20 protein-coding genes and 1 pseudogene are annotated in these 20,827 nt (G+C 67.2%); 10 read left to right on the top strand and 11 right to left on the bottom strand.

Annotation, left to right across the window (positions count from 1 at the left end):
- Positions 1–12: 12 nt before the first annotated feature.
- From DPV79_RS00790 to DPV79_RS00780, 3 genes are read left to right on the top strand one after another with little or no spacing between them, the layout of a single operon-like run.
- A complete protein-coding gene (locus DPV79_RS00790; RefSeq protein WP_021160282.1) occupies positions 13–555 on the top strand; it encodes a hypothetical protein in 543 nt (180 codons plus the stop codon).
- 2 nt (positions 556–557) lie between these two features.
- The gene (locus DPV79_RS00785; protein ID WP_113044506.1) at positions 558–1,976 is read left to right on the top strand and encodes an FAD-binding oxidoreductase; all 1,419 of its coding nucleotides are present in this window, start codon (positions 558–560) and stop codon (positions 1,974–1,976) included.
- A 32-nt stretch (positions 1,977–2,008) separates the two neighbouring features.
- Entirely contained in the window at positions 2,009–2,257 is a 249-nt protein-coding gene (locus DPV79_RS00780) for a hypothetical protein (protein WP_113044505.1), read from the top strand.
- A gap of 100 nt (positions 2,258–2,357) precedes the next feature.
- Here the strand turns inward: DPV79_RS00780 and DPV79_RS00775 are convergent, their stop codons facing one another.
- The 4 genes from DPV79_RS00775 to DPV79_RS00760 all read right to left on the bottom strand — a co-directional run bounded on the left by DPV79_RS00775 (position 2,358) and on the right by DPV79_RS00760 (position 6,812).
- Positions 2,358–3,710, bottom strand: a complete 1,353-nt coding sequence (locus DPV79_RS00775; protein WP_027792027.1) for a TRAP transporter large permease — start codon at positions 3,708–3,710, stop codon at positions 2,358–2,360.
- A gap of 4 nt (positions 3,711–3,714) precedes the next feature.
- The gene (locus DPV79_RS00770) at positions 3,715–4,287 is read right to left on the bottom strand and encodes a TRAP transporter small permease (RefSeq protein WP_113044504.1); all 573 of its coding nucleotides are present in this window, start codon (positions 4,285–4,287) and stop codon (positions 3,715–3,717) included.
- Entirely contained in the window at positions 4,284–5,270 is a 987-nt protein-coding gene (locus DPV79_RS00765; RefSeq protein ID WP_048027553.1) for a TRAP transporter substrate-binding protein, read from the bottom strand. Before DPV79_RS00765 ends, DPV79_RS00770 begins: the two co-directional genes overlap by 4 nt.
- A gap of 456 nt (positions 5,271–5,726) precedes the next feature.
- A complete protein-coding gene (locus DPV79_RS00760; protein WP_244321687.1) occupies positions 5,727–6,812 on the bottom strand; it encodes a helix-turn-helix transcriptional regulator in 1,086 nt (361 codons plus the stop codon).
- 434 nt (positions 6,813–7,246) lie between these two features.
- On the opposite strand from DPV79_RS00760, the gene DPV79_RS00755 reads away from it, so the two are divergent.
- Positions 7,247–8,359 carry a histidinol-phosphate transaminase gene (locus DPV79_RS00755; RefSeq protein ID WP_059652168.1) on the top strand — a complete coding sequence of 371 codons (1,113 nt, stop codon included), beginning with the start codon at positions 7,247–7,249 and terminating at the stop codon, positions 8,357–8,359.
- 63 nt (positions 8,360–8,422) lie between these two features.
- Here DPV79_RS00755 and DPV79_RS00750 read toward each other — a convergent pair whose 3' ends face one another.
- Positions 8,423–8,674, bottom strand: coding sequence for a hypothetical protein (locus DPV79_RS00750; protein ID WP_042975551.1), 252 nt, complete (start codon positions 8,672–8,674; stop codon positions 8,423–8,425).
- 783 nt (positions 8,675–9,457) lie between these two features.
- Positions 9,458–9,946, bottom strand: coding sequence for a RidA family protein (locus tag DPV79_RS00745; RefSeq protein WP_113044502.1), 489 nt, complete (start codon positions 9,944–9,946; stop codon positions 9,458–9,460).
- A gap of 280 nt (positions 9,947–10,226) precedes the next feature.
- Between DPV79_RS00745 and DPV79_RS00740 the strand changes: the two genes are divergently transcribed.
- Entirely contained in the window at positions 10,227–10,526 is a 300-nt protein-coding gene (locus DPV79_RS00740) for an H-NS histone family protein (protein WP_021160271.1), read from the top strand.
- A gap of 172 nt (positions 10,527–10,698) precedes the next feature.
- On the opposite strand, the gene DPV79_RS00735 is transcribed toward DPV79_RS00740, so the two are convergent.
- A complete protein-coding gene (locus DPV79_RS00735; RefSeq protein WP_059495802.1) occupies positions 10,699–11,031 on the bottom strand; it encodes a cupin domain-containing protein in 333 nt (110 codons plus the stop codon).
- A 415-nt stretch (positions 11,032–11,446) separates the two neighbouring features.
- On the opposite strand from DPV79_RS00735, the pseudogene DPV79_RS43205 reads away from it, so the two are divergent.
- Positions 11,447–11,714, top strand: a pseudogene (locus DPV79_RS43205) (site-specific integrase); the annotation flags it as partial.
- A gap of 146 nt (positions 11,715–11,860) precedes the next feature.
- Here DPV79_RS43205 and DPV79_RS42455 read toward each other — a convergent pair.
- Together DPV79_RS42455 and DPV79_RS00720 are read right to left on the bottom strand one after the other, a co-directional pair.
- The gene (locus DPV79_RS42455) at positions 11,861–12,007 is read right to left on the bottom strand and encodes a hypothetical protein (RefSeq protein WP_165843470.1); all 147 of its coding nucleotides are present in this window, start codon (positions 12,005–12,007) and stop codon (positions 11,861–11,863) included.
- A 215-nt stretch (positions 12,008–12,222) separates the two neighbouring features.
- Positions 12,223–13,293 carry a substrate-binding domain-containing protein gene (locus tag DPV79_RS00720; protein WP_113044500.1) on the bottom strand — a complete coding sequence of 357 codons (1,071 nt, stop codon included), beginning with the start codon at positions 13,291–13,293 and terminating at the stop codon, positions 12,223–12,225.
- 249 nt (positions 13,294–13,542) lie between these two features.
- Between DPV79_RS00720 and DPV79_RS00715 the strand changes: the two genes are divergently transcribed.
- Genes DPV79_RS00715 through DPV79_RS00700 form a run of 4 tightly spaced genes read left to right on the top strand, consistent with a single transcriptional unit; the run spans position 13,543 to position 18,083 of the window.
- A complete protein-coding gene (locus DPV79_RS00715) occupies positions 13,543–14,559 on the top strand; it encodes a sugar ABC transporter substrate-binding protein (protein WP_059688730.1) in 1,017 nt (338 codons plus the stop codon).
- Complete coding sequence (locus DPV79_RS00710) at positions 14,556–16,106, top strand: sugar ABC transporter ATP-binding protein (protein WP_060064093.1); 1,551 nt, start codon at positions 14,556–14,558, stop codon at positions 16,104–16,106. Before DPV79_RS00715 ends, DPV79_RS00710 begins: the two co-directional genes overlap by 4 nt.
- Positions 16,103–17,131: an ABC transporter permease gene (locus DPV79_RS00705; RefSeq protein ID WP_048027770.1), complete on the top strand. Its 1,029-nt coding sequence runs from the start codon at positions 16,103–16,105 to the stop codon at positions 17,129–17,131. The genes DPV79_RS00710 and DPV79_RS00705 overlap by 4 nt, the downstream gene beginning before the upstream one ends.
- Positions 17,124–18,083 carry an ABC transporter permease gene (locus DPV79_RS00700; RefSeq protein ID WP_113044499.1) on the top strand — a complete coding sequence of 320 codons (960 nt, stop codon included), beginning with the start codon at positions 17,124–17,126 and terminating at the stop codon, positions 18,081–18,083. The genes DPV79_RS00705 and DPV79_RS00700 overlap by 8 nt, the downstream gene beginning before the upstream one ends.
- Before the next feature lie 40 nt (positions 18,084–18,123).
- On the opposite strand, the gene DPV79_RS00695 is transcribed toward DPV79_RS00700, so the two are convergent.
- Together DPV79_RS00695 and DPV79_RS00690 are read right to left on the bottom strand one after the other, a co-directional pair.
- Complete coding sequence (locus DPV79_RS00695) at positions 18,124–19,179, bottom strand: ABC transporter permease (protein ID WP_369869768.1); 1,056 nt, start codon at positions 19,177–19,179, stop codon at positions 18,124–18,126.
- Positions 19,180–19,191: 12 nt separating this feature from the next.
- The gene (locus DPV79_RS00690) at positions 19,192–20,715 is read right to left on the bottom strand and encodes a sugar ABC transporter ATP-binding protein (protein ID WP_113044498.1); all 1,524 of its coding nucleotides are present in this window, start codon (positions 20,713–20,715) and stop codon (positions 19,192–19,194) included.
- Positions 20,716–20,827: the final 112 nt, after the last annotated feature.

Below are 20,827 nucleotides of genomic sequence, written 5' to 3'. Positions count from 1 at the left end.
GAGAATCCCCCGATGAAATCGAGCAATCCCATCACCGACTACCTGCTGCACGCGAGCAACTTCCTGCCGGCGATCGTGTTCCTGTTCTACGGCCGGCTCGGGCCCGGACAGCCGGACGTGCGCTGGACGCACGCGTTCCTGATCGGCGGCGTGCTCGCGCTCGTGCACGGCGCATGGCTGATCCGCCGCGCGGACCGCAACAGCATCGCGATCGGCGTCGACCTGTTCCTCGTGATCGGCGCGGTGCTGGCGCTCGTGTCGCCGACAGGTAGCCGTTTGTGGGGAGAAGAACTCGGGCCGGCCGCGATGCTCGTGTGCGTGCTGGTCGTCGGCATCGTGCATACCGCGTGGTCGGACGGCGGGTTCGTCGACGGCACGTTCGTCGACCATGCGCGCGCCCGTTCGCTGTCGATCGTGCTGCTCGCCGTCACCGTCGTCGCGCTCGCGGTGTCGATCGCGATGCGCCACAGCCCGCTGTGGGGCGGCGTCGTGCCGCTGATCGCGCTGGTCGTCGTGCGCGGCCGCCTGCGCAAGCAGCTCGTGCGGGCCGGCTGACGATGAGCGCGCTGCCCGACCGCGCCGCCCAACGGCACGCGCTCGCCGCGACGCTCGGCGACGGCTGGCTCGACGGTGCGTCGGCCGAATCGTGCGAGCCTTACGCGACGGACGTGACGCGACACAGCGGCCTCGCGCTCGGTGTCGCGCGGCCGGCATCGACCGCCGACACGAGCGCGCTCGCGCGGGTCGCCGTCGCGCACCGCGTCGCGCTCGTCGCACAGGGGGCGCGGACCGGGCTCGTCGGCGCCGCCGTGCCCGATCGCAGCGGCACGCAATGCGTGGTGTCGTTCGACCGGATGCGTGCCGTTCGCGCGTTCGACGCGGCAAATCGCAGCATCACGGTCGAGGCCGGCGCGCGGCTGTCCGACATCAACCGCGTGGCGGCCGACGCCGGCCTCTGCCTGCCGATCGACCTCGGCAGCGATCCGGCGGCCGGCGGCCTCGTCGGCGCCAACGCGGGCGGCAGCCGCCTGATCAAGTACGGCGACGTGCGCCGCAACGTGCTCGGCGTCGAAGTCGTGCTCGCCGACGCGGCGGGCACCGTGATCGACGCGCTCGCGCCGCTGCGCAAGCGCAACGCGGGCTTCGACGTCACGCAATGCTTCATCGGTGCGAACGGCGCCCACGGGCTCGTGACGGCCGTGTCGTTCGCGCTCGCACCGCTCGAACGGTCGTCGTGTGCCGCGTTCGTCGCGTTTGCGTCGTACGACGCGGCGCTCGCCGGCCTGCTCGCGTTCGAGCGCGCGTTCGGCGAGATGCTGTCGGCGTTCGAATTCATGTCGGCCGCGGCCGTCGGTTGCGTCGCCGCCGCGTTTCCTGCGCTGCGCATTCCGTTTGAAGCGGATGCCGCCGCATGCTATGCGCTCGTCGAGATCGCGACCGGCATGCCGGGGCTCGACGGGCTGCTCGAGGATCGCGCGATTGCGACGCTCGACACGCTGGCGGGTGAACGCGTGGTGCTCGACGCGGCCTGCGCGCCGGCCGAACGGTTCTGGCGGATCCGCGATGCACTGCCGGTCGCGGTTGCGCAGCACGGCATTCCGCTGTCGTTCGACGTGTCGTTTCCGCGCGGCGCGCTGGCCGCATTCGTCGCCGATGCCGAGCAATGGATCGCGGCGGCGCATCCGTCGCTGCGCTGCCACGCGTTCGGTCATTTCGGCGACGGCGGCTGCCATCTCGTTGTGTCGATCCCCCACGCCGGCGCGGAACGCTACGGGCCGCTGCAGCAGGTGGCGCTGCGCGGTGCGCTGTACGAGCGCGTCGTGCGGGCCGGTGGCTGCTTCAGCGCGGAGCATGGCGTCGGGCCGGTCAACGTCGCGTATTACCGCAAGCACGTGCCGGCCGCACAACGGGAACTCGCCGCCGCCGTCCAGCACGCCGTCGATCCGTTGGGGTTGATCGGGCGGGTGCGCTATTGATGCGCCGTTTCGCGGCGCCAGGGAGAATTTGCATGATGCTTCGACACCCGTCCAGCCTGGGCCCGGGTACGGATTCCGAACCGGGTACCGACCCGCCGCTCTCCGGCATTCCGGCCACGCTGCCCGACTCGGGGGCCGTGATCAACGTGCGAGGGGTGGCGTACGTGATTCCGCTGCCGCCCCGCGATCATGCGCGCCCGGCGCTGTGGCGCGAGCTGGCGGACCGGCGCGACGAACGGTCGGCCGATGGAAACGGCGAGCCGGATACGCAGCAGGATTGAGCGGGCATGTGCATTCCGTTGAATTGAAAGGGCGCCACGCAAACAAACGCGGCGCCGGACAACCTCGGTCGTCCGGCGCCGCGTCAGGCAACGCATACGGTCAGAACACCGCGTGCCCGCTGATCAGGCTGGGCAGCCAGGTCGAGAAGAACGGCATGTAAGTGACGATGTTGATCGCACTGAAGATCGCGAGGTAATACGGCCACGCCATCTTCGTCGTCTCCCCGATCGACACGTTGCCGATCGCGCAGCCGACGAACTGCACCGAGCCGATCGGCGGATGCACGAGGCCGAGCGAGCAGTTCAGCAGCAGCATGATCCCGAACTGCACCGGCCCGACACCGCACGCCATCGCGATCGGCAGGAACAGCGGCGTCGTGATCAGGATGTGCGCGGCCATGTCGACGAACGTGCCGAGGAACACCTGGATGATGTTGATGTACAGCAGCATCAGCCACGGCGCGGCGGTCGACTGCTTCAGCAGCCCCTCGATCGCATCCGGAATCTCCAGGTACGACATCTGGAAGCGCAGCATGTTCGACACCGCGATCAGCAGCAGCACGACCCCCGTCGTGCGCGCCGCATGCGACAGCGCGCGGCGCAGCTTCTCGGCCGTCAGCGTGCGGTACACGACCGCGGTCAGCACGAGCGAGTACACGACGGCGATCGCCGCGGCTTCGGTCGCGGTCGCGATCCCCTTCGCGACGCACACGAGGATGATCGCGATCACCATCAGCCCGGGCACCGCGCCGACGAAGCTGCGCAGCACCGCATACCAGCCGGGAAACGCGGGCAGCGCGGACGAACCGTCTTCGCGGCGCGGATAACCGTGGCGCACCGCCTGCCAGTACGCGGCGGCGAGCACGAAGCCCATCACCCACAACACCGGCAGCAGCCCGGAAAACAGCAGGTCGCCGATCGACACGCCGCTCACCGGCTGGCCGTGCAGCATCCCGGTGATGCCCTGCGCGGCGAACGCGTAGATGATCATGTTGGTCGACGTCGGCATCAGCGCGCCGGCGAGCGACGCGTGCGTCGTCACGTTGACCGCGTACGCGGCGCTGTAGCCTTCGCGCTTCATCAGCGGAATCACCACGCCGCCCATCGCCGACGTATCGGCGGTCGGCGAACCCGACACGCCGCCGAACAGCGTGCAGGCGACGACGTTCGCCATCCCGAGGCCGCCGCGAAAGTGGCCGACGGTCGCCTGCGCGAAGCGCAGGATCCGGTCCGCGATGCCGCCGTGCAGCATCAGTTCGCCGGAGAAGATGAAGAACGGCACCGCGAGGAACGAGAACGCATTCATCCCCGAGATCATCGCCTGCATCGCGGTCGCGATCGGCAGGCCTTCGACCATATAGGTGAGCACGCAGGCGATGCCGAGCGCGAACGACACGGGCACGCCGAGCACGAGGAAAATCAGAAAACTGACGGACAGGATCGCGAGTTCCATGGCGTTATTGCCCCGGCGAAGAACGACGAAGCGCGAGCAGGTGCTCGAGCGAGAAGAGGATGATGGCGATCGCGGCCGGCATCGCGATCAGGTAGCGCACGCCTTCGGGCAGCCCGATGATCGGGATGCGGTCGCCCATCGTCTCGGCGGCCATGCTGCCGCAGCCGGCCATGATCATGATCGCGAACGCGATCAGGCTCACGTGCTGGATCGCGATCACCACCTTGCGCGACCTGGGCGGCAGCCGGCGCACGAGCGAATCGAGGCCGATGTGACCACCGTCGCGCACCTTCATCGCCGCGCCGAACATCGCGATCACGATCACGAGCAGCAGCGCGATCGGCTCCACGAAATCCGGCGCGTTCTCGAACGCGTAGCGCATCACGACCGCGTAGAACACCAGCACCGTCAGCACCGCGAGGCACGTCGACGCGATCACCGCCAGCACGCGGAACAGCACGTCGTTCACGCAGCGCAGGAGCGGCGCGGCATGCGGCCGCGCCGGCCCCGTGCCGTCCGGAGCGGCGGCCGCCCCGCCGGCGGCCGCGGCGCCGTTCAGGGAAGTGCGACGCGTCACTTGGTGGCCTCGATCTCGTCGACGATCTGCTTCATCTGCGGCGTCTTCTCGTACTTCGTCCACAGCGGCTGCATCGCCTTCACGAACGCCGCGCGATCGATCTGCGCGGCCGGCAGGACCTTCGCGCCGCCCTTCGTCACCGCCTGCTGCGCGGACGCCTCGCGCGCGGTCCACAGCTTCTGGTAGTACGGCACCGAATCGGCCGCGGCCTTCCTGATCGCCGCCTGCTCCTGCGGCGACAGCGTGTCCCAGACCTTCTTCGAGAACACCAGCACTTCCGGCGTCATCGCGTGCTGCGTCTCCGAGTAGTCGGGCGCCACTTCGTAGTGCTTGGTTTCCTCGTATGACGGCATGTTGTTTTCGGCCGCGTCGACGAGGCCCGTCTTCAGCCCCGTGTACACCTCGGCGAACGGCATCGGCGTCGGCGTGCCGCCCATCGCCTTGATCTCGTCGACCATCAGGTCGGACGGTTGCACGCGCACCTTCAGCCCCTTCATGTCGGCCGGCGAGCGCACCGGGCGCTTCGCGTAGATCGAGCGCGCGCCGCTCTCGTAGAACGTCAGCGCGATCATCCCCTTCGCGGTGAACGCGTCCAGGATCTTCTGGCCCGCCGGGCCGTACATCGCCTTGCGGAAGTGATCGACGTCGCGGAACAGGAACGGGAACGACGGGATCAGCGATTCCGGCACGATCTCGTTGAACGACGCGCCGTTCACGCGCGCCATGTCGATCGCGCCGATCCGCACCTGGTCGACCGTGTCCTTCTCCGAGCCGAGCGCGCTGTTGCCGAACACCTTGATCGAATCCTTGCCGCCCGTCTGCTTCGACAGTTCGTCGCCCATGAACTTCACGGCCATGTTGGTCGGGAAGTTGTCGCCATGCACGTCCGCCGAGCGGAACACGCGCGCCTGGGCGGACATCGCGAAGCCGGCCAGCAGCGCAACGGCCAGGGCGGTACGGGAGCGGGTGAATCGGTGCTTCATCGTCAGTCTCCTTGATGGTTGTACTCGTTGTCGCGCGGCGAGCGGCCGGCATGCGCACGCTTCGACGCCGTGCTCGCCGACCGCAGAGTCATACGTCGTATGACGTGTTGACGCGAATGTACGTCGGTTAATCGTTTAACTCACTTGGTGCATACCCGTAGAACCGCAGCCACGAAGGGTTTGCAGCGAATTTCGGGGAATCGTATTCTCTGTTTAGGTGGCGCCATGCGAAACGTTTTCCGGAAGCGGGTTCACATTTGCGGCGAGCGGCTGGTCGGTTGCCGCTACCGACGGTGGAAATCGATCGTTCGCTTTGCTTTCCAATGTCATAGGATGACTGATCTCGACGCGTGTACGTCGGCGCAATGTCATGCGCACGCGCCGCCGGCGGCGCGATTCAGGAAGGAAAGAAGGGGGAAAGCGTGCAACGACAGGCGCGCTCGCCTACCGTTGCCGTCATGTCTGCATGACCAGCGACGTCAGTTGCGCCGCGCGTGCCACGGCCGTCTTCGCGTAGATCGACTTGATCTGCGTGCGGATCGTGCCGATCGACACGCCGCGCAGCCCCGCGCACTCCTGCGGCGACAGCCCGTCGCAGCACAGCAGCACGGCGAGATCGGCCTCGGCCGACGACAGCCCGTAGAACACGCGCAGCCGCTGCGCGCGGGCCGACGGCGAACGCAGGTCGGCGGCCGTCATCAGCGTCGCGACGCCCGGCCGCTCGCGCATCAGGCGCGACTGCTCGGGCACCGGCATCAACGCCAGCGGCAACGGTTCGCCCGTCGCGCGCCGCAACAACAGCCCGCCGCGCGCGTACGCGTGCCGCCATTGCACGTCGTCGACGCAGCCTTCCGGCGCGAAACGCCCGTTCACCACCCGCAACGCCGGCTCCGCCGCGATCAGCTGATCGGCCGCGCGATTCGTATAGCGCAATTCGCGCTGCGCGCCGAGCAGGAACACCGGCACCGGAATCGCATCGAGCGCCGATTCGGCCGCAGCCACGCGCGCCTCGAGCTCGCCGATCCGCGCCTGGATCTGCAGCGCGCGGCTGATGTGCATGCCCATGTTTTCGATCGCGCGGCGCTGATCGTCGGACAGCCCCTGCGATTCGAGGCCGCCCTGGACGCTGAGGAATGCGCCCGAACCCACGCCGCGATGGATGTACAGGCCCGAGATGCTGCCGATCCCGTAAGGGTGAAGGAACTCCTGATAGAACTCGCTGTGCGCGCGCTGGTGCGCGGACAGGTGCCTGACGTCCTCGAACCAGCGGCCCGCCGGCCAGTTGCCGGCGACCGGCACGACCGGGTCGTACCGATAGAACTCGGTGTTGTACGTGTGGTAACACGCGGCGACCCATGACGCGTCGTCACCCGCCGCCTTCTCGATCGCCGGCACCCGCGCCGCATCGTCGAACGACAGCAGCGTGACCATGCGCACGCCGACCCACGATCGCAGCCCGTCCAGCACCGTTTCCCAGCGCTGATCGCCCAGTGCCGCGGCATAGACGTCATCGATCCATGCCGATGGAATCAACCCGTTCATTTGCATCTGGCCACCCCGCGCCGTGCGTTTTTGTCGAACGTCTTCTGCGCATCTTAGTCAATTGGCGCCAGCGTTTGAATCACTCGTTCGCATTTGGTCGAAATACGACGTTTGTTACCGTTTATCGTCAGACGTAATGGGCATTTTTCCGGCGCCATGGGTCCAATCGAATCCGGCGCACATGGGGTCGCGCGCTTTTCTTCGGGACCGCGGTATGCCATGATGCGACGCATGTCGATTCGAAACACCACGCACTCGCTGCACCATCACCACGGACGCCCCCTGTTGCGCCGTGGTTCGTTTCGCATCTAGCAATTGCATCGGGTGAATGCCCGATCAAGACGACAACCAAGGCGCCTGCGGCGCCTTTTTTGTTTTTTGCCGCCTTAAAAACCTGCTGCGCCGATCAATCGATACCGTACGGAGTGTTTTCAATGCAACAGACCTGGAAAGAAGTCGCCTTGTCGGATCTGCCGCTGCGCGAGGACCTCAGGTTGCAGCACGCGTACGGGGCGCCGCAGCTCGACGTGCCGGTCTGCCTGAACGTCAACGAGAATCCCTATCCGCCGTCGCCCGCGCTCGTCGAGCGCATCGCGACCGCGGTGGCCGACGCCGCGCGCGCGGCGAACCGCTATCCCGATCGCGACTTTGCCGGGCTGCGATCGCATCTGGCGGCGTATCTGACGCACGACACCGGCGTGACGGTCGACGCAGCGGGCATCTGGGCCGCCAACGGCTCGAATGAGGTGATCCAGCAGATCCTGCAGGCATTCGGCGGTCCGGGGCGATCGGCGCTGGCCTTTACGCCCGCGTATCCCATGTATGACGAATACTGCCGCACGACTTTCACGCGCCTCCACACGTTGCCGCGCACCGGGGATTTCGCGCTGGACGTGGATCAGGCGCTCGACAGTATCCGAGCGCACCAGCCGAGCGTGGTGCTGCTGACGTCGCCGAACAACCCGACCGGAACCGCGCTGCCGGTCGGCGATATTCGCGCCATCCTCGACGTCGCGCCGGGCGTGGTCGTCGTCGACGAAGCCTATGCGGAGTTCCGGCGTCACGGCGTACCCAGCGCGGTGACGCTGCTACCGGATCATCCGCGGCTCATCGTGACCCGCACGTTGAGCAAGGCATTCAAGTTCGCGGGCGGCCGCGTCGGGTATTGCGCGTGCGCGCCCGCGGTCGTGCAGGCGCTGAAGCTGGTTCGCTTGCCCTACCACCTGTCCGCCTTCACCCAGGCGGCGGCCTGCGCGGCGCTGGTCGCGCGCGACGAGATGCTGTCGCAAGTCGAAACGATCAAGGCCGAGCGCGATTCGACCGTCGGCTGGCTGCGCGGCCTGGGCCTCACGGTGGCCGATTCGGATGCGAACTTCGTGATGTTCGGCGAGTTTGCCGACCGGCACCGGATCTGGAGCGGCCTGCTGCGCCACGGCGTCCTGATTCGCGAATCGGGCCCGCCCGCGTATCTGCGCGTGTCCATCGGCACCGCTGCGGAGATGGCCGCGTTCCGTGCGGCCCTGCTTGACGTGATGGCGGCCGGATAAGCGACCGGCCATCCGGTCGACGACGCGACGGGAAACGTGCCGGCGCCGTATCCGACGATGCACTTACTTCATCGCCGCGAAGCGCATTTCCATCTCGTCGATCTTCGCGAGCACCGCTTCGCTGAGCTTTCTGATGTGGCGCGGCACATCGGGCGCCGACAGCAGCTCCTCGATTCGCCCGCGCCAGTAGCTCGGATGCCGCACGCGCCCCGCGCCCGACATCGACACATCGTCAGCGTTCTGTTCGCTGTCCAGGAGAGCCACCATTCTCTGGATGTGAGAGAGCTCTCGTTCCACATAGTCTCGTGCCAGCATATTGATTGAAATTCCCCGAAATACGACAGCAGGCCTTCCGTCATCAACGCGCCATCGTGTTGCGATGAAAGCGACTCACCGCACACGTCGAACGCCATCGTACGCAGAAGCTGTGTCAATAAACTGCGTGGGCATGTGTTGATTTCGACCCGGAATGGCGGGCCTGCCCGCTTGTTCTGATGCCATCCGCCCCCGATGCCCTGTGGTCAATCGTAGGCTTGCTGTCGGGCAATGGCATCTCCCAAAGTGGGGATGCCGGCAGATATTGGCGGGGGGATTTCCGGAAATCGTGGGGTGTCGGGAGGCGCGCATGCGGCGGCCGGCCGGGGATCAATTCGCGATCGGCTGGCTACTTGAATGGCGTGCAACCGGCGCACTGCCGCCGGGCAGGCACGGGGCGAGGATTTGCAGCGCGCATGAGTGTGGCCCGGGTTTCGTGTTCACGACGATTGAGGACAGGAACGCGTGGCGTGTGGCGTCCGTCGTGCGCCGTGCACGTCGAAAACGTTTGCGCCTGCGTAACGCGCCAGCGTGCGAGATTGTTTCGACACGGCGTGCGCGACGGCGCGGCCCACTTGCCCGGCTCGCCGCGCGCATTCACATCGCCGGTATCGAACGCCGCCTGACGCTTCGTCGAATCCTTTTGATCGGGCAACCTGTCGAAGTCCATCGGCGGGTGTTTTTTAGGTATTGCAAGCGCTTGTCGGTAGTGACTCGCATGTCACGCGCGAATATCCGGATGTTTCGCGAAACGACCTACCTGAGCGATACAGTCCGTCGAAATCAGATATCGGCATTGCCCTGCTTCAACCCGAAAATGAAATCCGCTTCCACCGATGCGCCTTTGGGCAATTGCAGCACGCCGACCGACGTACGCGTATGAACACCGGCGTCGCCAAGCACTGCATACAAAACATCGGATGCGCCGTCGGCAACTTCGCTTTGCATCGTGAAGCCGGGTGCACTTCGCACATACACGGTCATGCGCGGCACTGTCGCTATTACGTCAAGCGTGCCGCAGCGCTTTCTGATCAGCGAGAGCGCACGCAGTGCCGATACGCCGGCAGCCCGGCGACCTTCATCGAGCGAAACGGATTCCCCCACTACGCCAACGAAATGCACCACTTCGCCGATCCGTGGAATCTGGCCGGCAATATAGGCCGAATTCCCGTCGACCAGAATGGGGGTGTACTTTCCACCAATCCTGATTTCCTCATCCGGATTGAAGCCGAATTCGGCGGCAATCTGAATCAGCTTCTCGTCTCTGTTCATCAGTGAATTCCCCGATACTTCATAAAAATGTAAAGAGTCGTTAAATCCCGGTTGCCTGTCTTGAAGAAGAAAACCCGTGCGATCGGTCAACTTGACATGCTGGTGCCGTTAAAGATGCCCGGGTAATCCTCTACGTGTTCGTCAATACGACACACTTCTCAGGTGTTCGAAGCAGTCCTGCATCGCCATATTGACGACAAAACACGTAGTCGGCGAATTTTCCTCAAAATTTTCCGTTGAAACCGCTATCATGTGAGTACTCAAACCTGAAGAGCGATACATGGCAACGTACAAGGAACTGAAAGCCCAGATGGAAGCTTTGGCCGAGAAAGCCGAAGCTGCACGTGCCGCGGAATTCCAGGCGATCGTCGACGACATCCGCACCAAGGTTGCGGAATTCGGCATTACCGAGAAGGACATTTTCGGTAACCGTCGCGGCCGTCCGGCCAAGCAAGCGGCCGCCCCCGTGCAGGCAAAGTATCGCGACCCGAAGACCGGGGCAACCTGGTCGGGCCGCGGTCGCGCGCCCGCATGGATCAAGGACGCGAAGAATCGCAATCGATTCCTGATCCAGGAATAGGATTCTCGACGCGTACCGGCGCGCGGTTTTGCGCGCCGTCCTGCTATTTGGGCATCGATACCGGCGGTATTCAACGACCGTGCCGGGTTGATGAGGCTTTGTCTCATTCGGCGCGCGGCGGCATGCTGCGCGCCGGATTGCATTCGGCCCCGCCCTCGCACTATTTCCTGATTCAACGTTCGTAATAGATCGCAAGCCAGACGGTTTGCGTTTCTTCGTGCGTCCACGCAACGCGATGGCGGCAATGCGGCTCGATCAGCACGTAGTCGCCGGGATGCATTTCATGGCGCGTCGGGCCTTCCTCGAATTCGAGCACCGCCGCTCCCGACAACAGCACGACCCATTCGGCGCGTGCGTCGTCATACCAAAAACCGTCCGGGCTCGTGTGGCCCATCGATACGATTCGCTCGACGTTCAGACGCTGGCCCGTGACGAGGAGGTCGATTTTTTCGTCCTCATCGCGCCGGCCATCGGCGGTGAACAGGTTGCCGGTTTGAAGTTGCATGGGTTGGCCTCGTCGGCGGTATTGGATGGGCGCCAGGGTTGACGGTGGCGGGAAAGGTTCACTGTAGCCCAATGGATGCGATTGGAACCGGCTCGTTTCGTTGGAAGAAGACGATGGGGGTGCCTATTTCCATGATCGGCCAGCAACAGACGATCATCGTCCTTTTCTCAATGGACGCTGTTGGGAGACATCGCGTCGAGCAGACGGCGGGGCTGGTTCGCGATCGTGTCGGAATCCTTGACCTTGCCAACCGCCGATGCGTTTTTACCGCTACACGAAAGCACGTTACGCGCTGGAAACATTGCGCACTGGACATCCGAAGGTCGCAACGCTACAGAATCCGAATACCCCGTTCGAGTTGCTTTCCCTGACCGTCAAAACGAACGAAGAGCGAAACAGGCAGCGAAAATTGATTCTGTTTTCGAGCCGGCTGCACGCTTCGCCGCATCTTTCGATGCCGACAATACGCTCGGCTGGTTCATCGCTGGATCGCGTCCCTCAGCCTGGACGACGCGGCGTATGGCACGCACACCATGCGGCGGAAAGGGGTCTCTCCGATCTATCGGCGAACGAAGAACCTGCGGGCCGTTCAACTTCTGCCCGGGGATACAAGGCTTGAGAGCACTGGCCGATACCTCGGCGTCGAGGTTGACGATGCGCTTGAGATGGCGGAACAAGCGCAGACCCGACCCAACGGCCGGCGAGCGGTCGTTTGCCGGCCACAAGCGGCCATTGGCCCATCCAAAGCAAACGGCCGCTTCCCGTCGGGATGCGGCCGTTCCTGGCGACAACTGTCACGTTACGCAAATCGTTGGGTTTAGCCGGTCGTTCAAGCCATTGGGTCGGTCACGCGAGTCAGGTTTTGATAAACGCAGCCATTAGCAGGCTGATCGCCGACACTGAACTTGCCGTGCTGTTCGGCTCGCATCGGATGCGGGATATCCGTCAGATTGTTGACGTCTGCATGATCGTCCACGACGGCGCGTGTGATCGGCCTCCCCGTCGATCGCGTTCGTTTGCCCGCGTATCTGCAGTCCCGGCGGCCGGCTTCGTTCGCGGAGGTCGTCAGCATCTCCTGCATCAGCCATGCAAAAGCAACGGCGGGTCCGCGTCTGCCCGTAAAGGCGCCCGAGCATCGAAGCCCGCCAGTGCTACGTACGGTCACGTACCGTAGGCAAAAGCGACCGCGCGTTAATCCGTCGCCGGAATCCACGAGGCCGTCGCCGCCTCGCTTGCGCGGAACGCGGGAAACTTCGCGCCGAGCTCCGCGATCGTGCGGATGTCGTTCTTCACGAGATCATCGCGCGTGATCAGCGTCGGCTTGACGACGATCCGCCGGCCCGGATCCTGCCCCGCGACGAGCAGCGCGGCGGCCCGCACCGACACCGCGCCGACGACTGCGGGATTCGTGGCGGCCGTCGCGACCCATGCGCTGCCGGGCGCGCGGATCGCCTCGATATCGGCGGTCGAAATGTCGGCGCTATAGATGCGCAACTTCGACGCCAGCTTCGCCTCGTCGGCCGCGAGCTTCGCCCCGCGCGCGAATTCGTCGTAAGGCGCGAACACCACGCGGATGTCGGGATGCGCGCGATAGGCGGCCGCGGCCTGGTTCGCGACCGATTGCGCGATCGGATTGTCGACGGTGCCCCAGCGCGCCTGCTCGCGCACCTTCGGATGCGCGCGCTTGAAGTCCCGCCACGCGGCGTCGCGCCGGTCGAGCGGCGCGAACCCGGCGACATACACGTAGCCGGCCGAGAACGCATCGCCGTTGTCCTTCACCGCCTGGTCGAGCAACAGGTTCGCAAGGTCGCGATCGCTCTGCTCGATCTGCGGCACCTTCGGGTTACCGAGGTCGACATCGAACGCGACGACCTTGATGCCCTTGTCCAGCGCGCGCTGCACGACGTCCTTCAGCGATTCGGGGAGCCCGTGGTTGACGATGATCGCCGACACGCCGACGCTGATCGCCTGCTGGATCTGCTCGCGCTGCTCGGTTGCGTCCTGGCGACCTTCGTAGATGCGCAGGTCGATACCGAGCGCCTTCGCCTGCTTCTGCGCGCCGGCCTCGTATGCCTGGAAGAAATCGCCGGTCGACAGGTAGTTGACGAGCGCGATCTTCACGCCGCCCTTGTCGAACGGCGCGGGTGCGCCTTTGAGCGGGCCGGCATGCGACACGGGCACGGTCAACGCGGCAACGGACAGGAGCGCGAGCGCGCGGATCATCCGGACGGGGCGGGACGGACGGCGAAACGGGAATCGCATGCGGATCTTCCTTGGCTGGTGTCGGTATCCGGAAAATCTATCAGCGCGGCGAACCCGTTCAAACCGAGCGATTCGGCAATCGATATTCCTTCGGATGGCAAATCGTTCAAGCCGGCCGCGTCGCACCCGGAACAAGCATTCGAGCGCGCGCGTGATATGCGTAGCAGGAATCGATGGTTAGCGTGCGGGAGCGTCGTCATTAGAGTCGCAAAGTTCAGCCCACTCTTTTTTTCAGCGCCCATCGACGCCATGACCCGTCCCGCCCGAACCCGTCGCACCTTTGCCGCCGCCCTGCTGACGCTCGCCGCCGTCGCCGCGCTCTCCCCTGCCCGCGCGCAAGGCGATGCGGCGGCAGGTAACGCCGCCGTGCCGTCGCTGAAAGGCAAGCGCATCGGCATCACGGCGATCGGCACCGATCATTACTGGGACCTGAAGGCATACCAGGGTGCGATCGACGAAGTGAAGCGGCTCGGCGGGACGCCGATCGCACTCGACGCCGGCCGCAACGACAACCGCCAGATCGCGCAGATCCAGACGCTGATCGCGCAGAAACCCGATGCGATCATCGAGCAGCTCGGCACGGCGAGCGTGCTCGAACCGTGGCTGCAAAAGATCCGGCAGGCCGGCATTCCGCTGTTCACGATCGACACGGCCTCGCCGTCGAGCCTCAACGTCACGACCTCGGACAACTTCTTCATCGGCGAACAACTCGCGCTGAAGCTCGTCAACGACATCCACGGCGAAGGCAACATTCTCGTGTTCAACGGCTTCTACGGCGTGCCGGTGTGCGCGATCCGCTATGACCAGTTGAAGGCGGTGCTCAAGTACTACCCGAAGGTGAAGATCCTGCAGCCCGAGTTGCGCGACGTGATTCCGAACACCGTGCAGAGCGCGTACGCGCAGGTCAGCCAGCTGCTCGCGAAATACCCGAAGGGGCAGATCGCCGCGATCTGGGCCGCGTGGGACGTGCCGCAAGTCGGCGCGACGCAGGCCGTCGACGCCGCGCGCCGCAGCGAGATCAGGACCTACGCGGTGGACGGCAGCCCCGATGTCGTCGCGCTCGTGAAAGACCCGAAATCGAGCGCGGCGGCCGTGGTCGCGCAACAACCCGCGCTGATCGGCAAGACCGCGGTCGACAACGTCGCGCGCTACCTGGCCGGCGAGCGCACGCTGCCGCCCTATACGTACGTCCCGTCGCTGCTCGTCACGAAGGACAACGCCGGCTCGGCCCAGCAGACGCTCGGGCAGGCCGCCGCCCCGAAATGAGCGCCGACACGCGCCCGCCCGCGCTGGCGCTGCGCGGGATCGTCAAACATTTCGACGGCGTGCCGGCGCTGCGCGGTGCGTCGCTCGACGTCGCGCGCGGCACCGTGCACGGGCTGATCGGGCAGAACGGCGCCGGCAAGTCGACGCTGATCCGGATTCTCGCCGGCATCGACACGGCCGATGCCGGTACGATCGCGATCGACGGTGCGACACAGGCGCTCGCACACCGCGCGCCGCCGGAAGGCATTGCGTTCATTCACCAGGAGCGTCTGCTGCCGGCGACGTTCACGGTCGCCGAGGCGCTGCAGTTCGGCAACGAACCGGCCTATGGCGCGGGGCCGCTCGGGCTGCTGGCGGCACGCCGGATGCGACGCGATGCCAGCGACGCGCTGCACGCGCATTTCGGCCTCGACCTGCCGCCGAACCGCCTGATTGCCGAGTTGAGCGTCGCCGAGCGGCAGATCGTGCAGATCACGCGCGCGCTGATGCGCGACCCGCGCATCCTCGTGCTCGACGAACCGACCGCCGCGCTCGTCAGCAGCGAGGTCGACCGCCTGCTGCAGACACTCGACCGGCTGCGGCGCCGCGGGCTGACGATCCTCTACGTGTCGCACTACCTGAACGAGATCGCGGCGATCTGCGATCGCGTCACCGTGCTGCGCGACGGCACCGACGTCGCGCACGTCGACGCACGGACCACGCCGACCGAGGCGCTCGTCGCGGCGATGATCGGCACCGGGATCGCCGCACGATCGCAAGCGCCGGTACGCGTGCCCGGCCCGTCCGCGCTGCGGGTCGCCGGCCTCGCGGCGCCCGGCCGGTTCGACGACGTGTCGTTCGAGGTCCGGCGCGGCGAGATCGTCGGTGTCACGGGGCTGCTCGGTTCCGGCGGAAAGCAGGTCGTGCGCAGCCTGTTCGGACTCGAACGCGGCGTGCGCGGCACGGTGACGCTCGACGGCCGCGTGACGCGGCTGCGCAGCCCGCGCGACGCGGTGCGTCGCGGCATCGCGTTCGTGCCGGAAGACCGCCGCTCGCACGGCATCGCGCCGAGCCTGTCCGTGCGCGAGAACATCACGCTCGCGAGCCTTGCGCGCTTCACCCGATTCGGTCTGGTCGCGCGGCGCCGCGAGGACGACGCGGTGCAACGGCTGATCGCCGCGCTCGACGTGCGGGCGCCCGGCCCGGACGCGCCGGTGCGCCAGCTGTCCGGCGGCAACCAGCAGAAAGTCGCGCTCGCGAAATGGCTGAGCCGTGGCGCCGAGCGCACGTCGCCGGTGTATCTGTTCGACGAGCCGACGGTGGGCGTCGATATCGGCGCCAAAGCGGAAATCTACCGGCTGCTCGATCGCCTCGCACGCGACGGCGCGGCGATTCTGTTGTTCTCGAGCGACCTGATCGAGCTGCTGGACGTCACCGATCGTGTGCTCGTGATGGCACGCGGCCGGATCGTGCGCGACGTCGCGACCCGCGACGCCACGCGCCACGATCTGCTCGCGTGGGCGACCGGCGCACGCGGCCACACGCCGCGGCAGGAGGTGGCCGCATGAACCGGATTCTCGATCGTGCGCCGCCCGGAGCGGCGTTCGCGCGGCTGCCGGGCACGTTCGGCGCGCAATTCTGGCTGCGCTGGGGCGCGGCACTCGCGTTCGCCGTCGTGTGTGCGGTGTTTGCCGCGAGCTCGCCGCTCTTTCTGACCGTCGCAAACCTCGCGAACGTGCTGCAGCAGTCGGCTGTGGTCGGCATCCTCGGGTTCGGGTTGACGGCCGTGCTGATCGGCGGCGGCCCCGATCCGATCCGCGGCGGTCTCGACCTGTCGGTCGCGGCGAACATGGGTCTCTGCGCAGCCGTTCAGGCCGTCGCGCTGCGCGACGGGGCGCCTGACGGCGCGGCGCTTGCGCTGATGCTGGCCACCGGCGCGGCGGTCGGCGCGCTCAATGCGTTCGCGGTGATCGCGCTGCGCATCGTCCCGCTGCTGGCCACGCTGACGACGATGAATCTGTGCGCCGGCTTCGAACTGGTGCTGACGCAGAACACGTCGGTCGCGGCGGCGAGCCCGGTGCTCGCCTTTCTGATCGACAGCGGCCCGTTCGGCATACCGCATCTCGCGCCCGCGTTGCTGATCGTCGCGTTGCTGTCTGGCGTGCTGCTGCACCGAACCCGCTTCGGCCTGCGGCTCGCCGCGACCGGTGCGCATCGCGATGCCGCCCGCGCGGCCGGGCTGCGCGTGAACGCGTATGTCGCGGCCAGCTACGTGCTGAGCGGCGTCTCCGCCGCGCTGGCCGCGCTGGCGTCGAGTGCCTTGCTGAGCGGCAGCTCGCCCGGCGCCGGCGAAAACCTGCTGGCCGTCGTCGCGGTCGCGCTGCTCGGCGTCGTGTTCTCGCGGCGGCTCGTGCCGACGATACCGGGCACGCTGCTCGCCGCGCTGTTCGTCGGCATCGTCGGCAACGGCTTCCAGCTCGACAACGTGTCGAGCTACTGGGTCAACGGCGTCGAAGGCGCGCTGATCCTGTTCGTCGTCGCAACGACCGCGCTGATTCGGCGCCGCCATACGGAACACCATGCCCATGACTGAACGGATCGGCCGCCTTCAGCGGTTCTCGCTCGTGGCGGCACTGCTCGCGGTGATCGCCTTCTTCGCCGTGTTCGCACCGGGGTTCATGCGGCCCGCCAATCTCGCCGACGTGCTGGTGAACAACTTCGCGCTGCTTGCGATCGCCGCGCTCGGGATGACGCTCGCGCTGTCGATCGGCGCGGTCGACCTGTCGCTGGGCACCGCGATCGACGTCGCGAGCCTCGTGTTCGTGCAGCTGGTCGCGCACCAGGTAGGCGTGCTGCCGGCCCTGCTCGGCGGCCTCGGTGCGGCGGTGCTGGTCGGCACGTTCAACGGCGCGCTGGTCGCCGGCCTCGGGATCGCACCGTTTCTCGCGACGCTCGGCACGCTGTTCATCGGCCAGACCGTCCAGCAGCTCGCCACCGGCGGCGGCCAGCCCGTCTACCTGCTGAACGTGGCGCTGCCGCCGTTGTTCGGCGCGCTCGCGCACGGTACGCTCGCGGGCATGCCGGTGCCGCTGTGGTGCGTCGTCGTGCTCGCCGCGGCCGTGCATGTCGTGCTCGCGCATTCGGCGTTCGGGCGTTACAGCGCCGCGCTCGGCGCGCAGCCGGGCGTCGCGCGCCATTCGGGGCTGCCGGTCGCGGCGACCGTCGTGGCGACGTTCGTCGCGAGCGCGCTCGTCTACGGCGTGGTCGGCCTGCTGCTGTCGTCGACGGTCAAGGCCTATGTGCCGCATGCCGGCAACGGCTTCCTGCTGAACGCGATCGGCGCGACCTTCATCGGCACGACGCTGTCGCCGACACGCCGTCCCGGCGTCGCCGGCACCCTGCTCGGCGTGCTGCTGATCAGCCTCGTCGCCAACGGGCTGTTGCTGATCGGCTGGAACTTCTACTGGCAGCAGGTCGCCACCGGCGCGCTGATCCTCGCGGTGCTCGCGCTGAGTTTCATGGGGCGGCGTGTGCGCGCCGCGTGAGCCGCCGCACGCCGTGCCCCCGCCCCCCCCAACGCCGCGCTCAGGCGCGGGCGTCCGCGCGCCGGCCGATGCCGAACGTGAACGCCAGCGCGAGCACCAGCAGCGCCCCTTTCACGAAATCCTGCAGGTAATACGGCGCATTCAGCATCGTCAGGCCGTTGAGCAGCACGCCGACGAACACGGCCCCGACCACGGTGCCGAACACGTTCGGCCGTTTCGCGCCCCACACCGCGTACCCGACCAGCGCGGCGGCCACCGCGTCGAGCAGCAGCGAGTGCCCGGCGCTGACGTCGCCGCGCCCGACGCGGGCAGAGATCAGCACGCCCCCCAATGCCGCGATTGCGCCCGATACGACATACGCCGCGACCCGGTAGCGCGCCGCCGGCGCACCGGCCAGCCGCGCGGCCGTCTCGTTGCCGCCGATCGCATAGATCACGCGGCCCCAGCGCGTCGCTTCCATCGCGACGCAAGCCAGCACCGTCACCGCCGCCAGTATCAGAACCGGCAACGGCACCACGTCGAACACACGCAGGCGCCCGAGCGCGAGAAACGCGTCGGGAAACATGCCGCTCGCTTCCGTGCCGTCGGGCAGCACCGAACCGGTCGCGAGCGAACGCCCGCCGGTCGGAATCAACTGCAGGCCCGCGAGCAGGAACAGCGTGCCGAGCGTCGCAAGCTGGTCCGGCACGCGCAAGCGCGTGATCAGCACACCGTTGAACAGGCCGGCTGCCACACCGAGCGCCACGCAGGCCGCCACCGCCGCGAGCGCGCTGCCGTGCCAGACAACCAGCACGTAGCTGGCCGCCATCTGCGCGGATGCGGCGATGCTGCCCACCGACAAGTCGAAGCCGCCCGCCGCGAGCGTGATCGTCACACCGATCCCGAGCAGCGCGACGATCGACACCGCCTGCAGGATGCTGAACAGGTTGTCCACGTTCAGGAACGCGGGCTCGTTGACGGTAAAGACGACGACCAGCGCGGCGAGCACAAGCAGGATGCCGGTGCGTTCGAGGCCGGCGCGCAGGCGGGCCGACGCGGACAGCGCCGGCCTGGTGGACGGCGCATCGGGTGCAACGGCAGGTGTGGCGGATTTCAGCATCGTGATGGATCAGTCCGACGGGTGGGAGGATGAATGATCGAGCGTCGCGCGATCGAACCGGACGACTCGATCGGCGACTTCGACCGCTTCCTCGAGATCGCTGACGAACACGAGCGTCGCGCGTTCGTGCGCATGGCGCCGCAACATGTCGACGATATCGGCGCGCGCACCGGCGTCGATGCCCTGGAACGGTTCGTCGAGCAGCAGCAGCCGCGCGGGTTCCGCGTGCCAGCGGGCGAGCACGACCTTCTGCTGGTTGCCACCGGACAGCCGCACGAGACGGTCGTCGGGGCCCGTGCAGCGAATCCCGAAGCGCGCGATCGCGGCGGCCGCCGCCGTGCGCTCGCGCTCGGCGCGCACCGCGCCGCCGCCGAACCAGCGCGACAGGAACGGAAAGCTGATCGTGCCCGCGATCGACGCAAACGGCACGCTGTCGGGAAACAGCGACGTGCGCCAGCGATCCTCGCCGGCGAGGAACACGCCGGCGCGAATCGCGTCGGCAGGTGAACGCGGGCGCCACGGCCTGCCGTCGAGCGTCATCGCGCCCTGCGCCGCGCGCACGGCGCCGAAGATCGTGTTTGCGAAGCGCGACTTGCCGCCGCCGACGGGCCCCGCGATCGCGACGATCTCGCCGCGCCGCACGTCGAGATCGAACGGCGCGCTGGCCTGCGTCAGGCGCAACCCGCGCACGCTCAGGCCGCCGTCGCCGGGCCGCGCGATCGGCGCCGGGCCCGGCGCACGCGCCTTCGGCAACGGCCGCCCGACCATCGTTTCGACCGCCGCGTCGAAATCGACCGGTGCGGCGAGATCGGCGACGATCCGTCCGTCGCGCACGATCGCGACGCGATCAGCGATACGGCGCAGGTCGCCGAGCCGGTGCGACACCAGCAGGACGGCGACGCCTTCGTCACGCAATGTATCGAGCAGCGCGAACAGGCGCTCGGCCTCCGGCGCCGACAGGCTCGCCGTCGGTTCGTCGAGGATCAGCAGGCCCGGCTGCCCGGCAAGTGCTCGCGCGAGCGTCACACGCTGCTGGTCCGCCAGCGAAAGCGACGCGAGCGGCGCCGCCAGGTCGGCATCGAGCCCGACGCGTTCGGCGAGCGGCCGTGCGGCATCGCGCCGGGCGGCCGGCGGCACGCGCCACGGCGATGCCGGATCGCACAGCCGGTCGAGCAGCAGGTTGTCGGCGATCGACAGCGTCGGCACCACCGCGTCGGCAACCGACTGATGCACGGTCGCGATGCCGAGCTGCTTCGCCGCGTGCGGCGACGCGGGCCGGTAAGGCGTGCCGCGCAGCGTCAGCGTGCCGCCGTCGTGACGGATCACGCCGCTCAGGATCTTGACGAACGTCGATTTGCCCGCGCCGTTGGCCCCCATCAGCGCGACGACCTCGCCGGCGCCGATCGACAGGTCGAGCGATGCGAGCGCGGTCGTCGCGCCGAAGCGCTTCGACACGCCGATGGCCGTCAGGACGGGCGGCCGCGCGACGCGATGCCGTCGATCAATTCGGGGATTTGATGAAGTCGTCGTCAATGCCGTGTCGAAAAGATGTGCCGCTCGGCGAGCGGCGCCATGTGCGCAACGCCACCCGGTCACCGGAAACGTGCGGCGGAATGCTTTGCGCAGGGGCAATCCCGCTTGGGCG

This window comes from Burkholderia reimsis (assembly GCF_003294055.1).
Lineage (GTDB): Bacteria > Pseudomonadota > Gammaproteobacteria > Burkholderiales > Burkholderiaceae > Burkholderia > Burkholderia cepacia.
The sequence above is the reverse complement of the archived record's forward strand: the minus strand, read 5'-3'. Positions and strand labels throughout refer to the sequence as shown.

What these genes read in the sequence shown, in the direction of transcription:
- DPV79_RS00790 (WP_021160282.1), top strand. Translation starts at nt 13, where the DNA reads ATGAAATCGAGCAATCCCATCACCGACTACCTGCTGCACGCGAGCAAC.
- DPV79_RS00785 (WP_113044506.1), top strand. Translation starts at nt 558, where the DNA reads ATGAGCGCGCTGCCCGACCGCGCCGCCCAACGGCACGCGCTCGCCGCG.
- DPV79_RS00780 (WP_113044505.1), top strand. Translation starts at nt 2,009, where the DNA reads ATGATGCTTCGACACCCGTCCAGCCTGGGCCCGGGTACGGATTCCGAA.
- DPV79_RS00775 (WP_027792027.1), bottom strand. Translation starts at nt 3,710, where the DNA reads ATGGAACTCGCGATCCTGTCCGTCAGTTTTCTGATTTTCCTCGTGCTC.
- DPV79_RS00765 (WP_048027553.1), bottom strand. Translation starts at nt 5,270, where the DNA reads ATGAAGCACCGATTCACCCGCTCCCGTACCGCCCTGGCCGTTGCGCTG.
- DPV79_RS00760 (WP_244321687.1), bottom strand. Translation starts at nt 6,812, where the DNA reads ATGAACGGGTTGATTCCATCGGCATGGATCGATGACGTCTATGCCGCG.
- DPV79_RS00755 (WP_059652168.1), top strand. Translation starts at nt 7,247, where the DNA reads ATGCAACAGACCTGGAAAGAAGTCGCCTTGTCGGATCTGCCGCTGCGC.
- DPV79_RS00750 (WP_042975551.1), bottom strand. Translation starts at nt 8,674, where the DNA reads ATGCTGGCACGAGACTATGTGGAACGAGAGCTCTCTCACATCCAGAGA.
- DPV79_RS00745 (WP_113044502.1), bottom strand. Translation starts at nt 9,946, where the DNA reads ATGAACAGAGACGAGAAGCTGATTCAGATTGCCGCCGAATTCGGCTTC.
- DPV79_RS00740 (WP_021160271.1), top strand. Translation starts at nt 10,227, where the DNA reads ATGGCAACGTACAAGGAACTGAAAGCCCAGATGGAAGCTTTGGCCGAG.
- DPV79_RS00735 (WP_059495802.1), bottom strand. Translation starts at nt 11,031, where the DNA reads ATGCAACTTCAAACCGGCAACCTGTTCACCGCCGATGGCCGGCGCGAT.
- DPV79_RS00720 (WP_113044500.1), bottom strand. Translation starts at nt 13,293, where the DNA reads ATGCGATTCCCGTTTCGCCGTCCGTCCCGCCCCGTCCGGATGATCCGC.
- DPV79_RS00715 (WP_059688730.1), top strand. Translation starts at nt 13,543, where the DNA reads ATGACCCGTCCCGCCCGAACCCGTCGCACCTTTGCCGCCGCCCTGCTG.
- DPV79_RS00710 (WP_060064093.1), top strand. Translation starts at nt 14,556, where the DNA reads ATGAGCGCCGACACGCGCCCGCCCGCGCTGGCGCTGCGCGGGATCGTC.
- DPV79_RS00705 (WP_048027770.1), top strand. Translation starts at nt 16,103, where the DNA reads ATGAACCGGATTCTCGATCGTGCGCCGCCCGGAGCGGCGTTCGCGCGG.
- DPV79_RS00700 (WP_113044499.1), top strand. Translation starts at nt 17,124, where the DNA reads ATGACTGAACGGATCGGCCGCCTTCAGCGGTTCTCGCTCGTGGCGGCA.